The sequence below is a fragment of the Bradyrhizobium genomosp. III genome (assembly GCF_000261705.1).
GTDB lineage: Bacteria > Pseudomonadota > Alphaproteobacteria > Rhizobiales > Xanthobacteraceae > Bradyrhizobium > Bradyrhizobium ottawaense.
This window is the reverse complement of record NZ_AJQF01000581.1, coordinates 1-1,761: the sequence shown is the minus strand read 5'-3', so window position 1 is coordinate 1,761 and position 1,761 is coordinate 1. Positions and strand designations below refer to the sequence as shown.

Genomic DNA, 1,761 nt, shown 5'->3' with positions numbered 1-1,761 from the left:
GCTGCCGCCGCAGCCGCCGACAATGTGAAGCAGGCCTCCGAGATGCTGGAGAGCCAGAGCCGCCAGCTCGGCCATGAGGTCAGCGACTTCCTCGGCAAGATCCGCGCGGCGTAGGCGCGGATCGGGAGAGGGCGCCGCGCCCGTAATTTTACGGCAGGAACGCTGCCTAAGTTTTTACCCTTTTCGGGCCAAATGCGCCTCACGCGCTCGCCGCTGGCGGGCGCATCTGTTGCGTGCATCCCTTGGTCTCTTCGAACTTCGTGGGGCTGCCGTTCAGGCCACGAACTCGAAACGCGCACCCGGGGTGTCCGATGCTCAATCGCTTGACCGTATCCACGCTGTTGAAGGCGGTAATCCTCTCCACCGCATTCATCGTCGTCATCGACTTCTCGATCAGCGCATGGAGCTCATGGGGCCGTCTTCAACAGGCCAACCGGATCGTCGCGGTTTCGGCCGCCTCGGCCGAAGTGTTCAAGGCGATGGCCAACATTCGGGCCGACCGCTCGACCAGCAGCCGCCAGCTCACTTCCGATGTCGCGATGGACAAGGACATCGAGAAGTACATCCGCGAGCTGCGCGCGGCGCTGATGCCGGCGCTGGCCCTCACGCTTGAGCTCCTGCCCACGACCGACATCGTCCAGCGCGAAGCGTTCCTCGCCGATCTCGGCAAGCTGAACAAGACGCTGCTGGCCGCACAGGCCGAGTTCTGGACCGAGGTCGTCAAGCCCAAGGCCGAGCGCCGCGCAGGCCTCGCCAAGGAATATGTCGCGACCGAGGACGCGCTGATGGCGCAGCTCGAAAAACTCTCGGGCGCGCTCGCGGCGAGCGTCAACCACCAGGACGCGACCATCGACCAGCTCCTGTCCATCAAGCAGATGGCCTGGCTGCTCCGCAACACGGCCGGCGAGTCCTCGCAGATCGTCGGCAATGCACTCAACGCCGGCAAGATCGCGCCCGAGGTGCAGCTCACCTACACCAAATTGGTGGGCGGCACCGACACCGCCTGGACCGCGATCGAGCTCGCCGCATCCGGCATGCCATTGCCGCCGGCGCTGGCGGCGGCGATGACCGAGACCAAGTCGACCTATTTCGATCCGCAATACGCCGCCACGCGCGACGGCGTCATCACGACGGTCGCCAAGGGCGAGAAGCCGTCGATGACCGCCAACCAGTGGAGTCCCTATTCGGTGCCCCGCATGATGACCGCGGTGAGGCTCGCCGACGCCGCGCTGCAGGCCGCCAAGGATCACTCCGCCGCGCAGCGGGCGGCCGCAGTGCAGTTGCTGATCGTCAACACCGCCCTGCTCGTCGCCGCGATCGTCCTGACCGGCGCCGCCATGCTGGCCGTCAGCCGCCGCGTGATCACGCCGCTGCACCGGATTCGCGATGCCATGCTAAGGGTCGCCGGCGGCGACCTCACCGTCGACAGCGGCTATCTCGACCGACGCGACGAGATCGGCTCGCTCGCCGGCGCACTGGAGACCTTCAAGCAGCAGGCCATCGACAAGCAGAAGATCGAAGAGCAGGAACGCGAGCGCAACGCCGGTGCCGCCGCGCGACAGCGCGCGATGGAAGCCTATGTCGGCGAGTTCGAAGGCGTGGTGCACAAGTCGCTGGGCGAGCTGAGCGAGGCGTCCGGCGAAATGCGCAAGACCTCGGGCGACCTCTCCGCGGTGTCACGCCAGACCAATGAACGCGCCGAGATCGCAGGCAAGGCCTCGAACGACGCATCGACCAGCGTCGAGAGCGTCGCGGCAGCCG

1 protein-coding gene is annotated in these 1,761 nt (G+C 66.6%); it reads left to right on the top strand.

Features of this window, described 5'->3' with window-relative positions:
• Window positions 1-311 precede the first annotated feature (311 nt).
• Window positions 312-1,761 (top strand): HAMP domain-containing protein (locus IC66_RS0142225; RefSeq protein ID WP_038951371.1); only part of this gene is annotated, 1,450 nt, incomplete at its 3' end.